Consider the following 637-nt stretch of genomic DNA (forward strand, 5'->3'; position numbering starts at 1 on the left):
CGCCGAGCGCCGGGCAGACGGCGGCGCGCCAGCGCCAGAAGACCTGCGGCGCCCAGTGGCGGGCGCTGGCCGACGCCGAGAAGGTGTCGCAGGGGCCGAAGTGGCCGCAATACTGGAGCAAGTGCAACAAGCGCCTGAAGGGTGAGAAGGCCTGACGGATCGTCCGCCCGCTCTGCGGGTTGTGCGTCCGGGTGCCCACGCGTAACCGAACGGCATGATGACGGAACGGCAGGCGCTTCAGCGCGTGGTGGCGGTGGCGGCGATCGTGCCGGTCGCCGCCGGATTGTACGGCGTGGTCTTCGGCATCAACGGGATGGAGGGCGGCGTGCCCAACATCTCCGCGGACAGCCATTTCCGCTATCTCTCCGGCCTGCTTACCGGCGTCGGCATCCTGTTCCTCACCTGCGTCCCCGGGATCGAGGAAAAGGGACGCCTGTTCCGGTTCCTGACCCTCGTCGTCGTGCTCGGCGGGCTCGCACGGCTGCTCGGCCTGTGGCTCACGGGCGTCCCGTCGCTGACGATGCTGGCGGCGCTGGCCATGGAGCTCGGCGTCACGCCGTCGCTGTGCCTGTGGCAGGCGCGGATCGCCGGACGGGCGCGCGACGCCGAGGCGGTCCTCGGCACAGCCGCCGCGCCC

General features: G+C 71.4%; 1 protein-coding gene. It reads left to right on the plus strand.

Translation table 11 applies throughout. The features are described 5' to 3' along the window. Positions 1 to 214: 214 nt before the first annotated feature. The coding region (locus FV222_RS28505; RefSeq protein ID WP_147816471.1) for a DUF4345 domain-containing protein at positions 215 to 637 on the plus strand (423 nt) is incomplete at its 3' end.

Source organism: Methylobacterium sp. WL103, assembly GCF_008039885.1.
Lineage (GTDB): Bacteria > Pseudomonadota > Alphaproteobacteria > Rhizobiales > Beijerinckiaceae > Methylobacterium > Methylobacterium cerastii.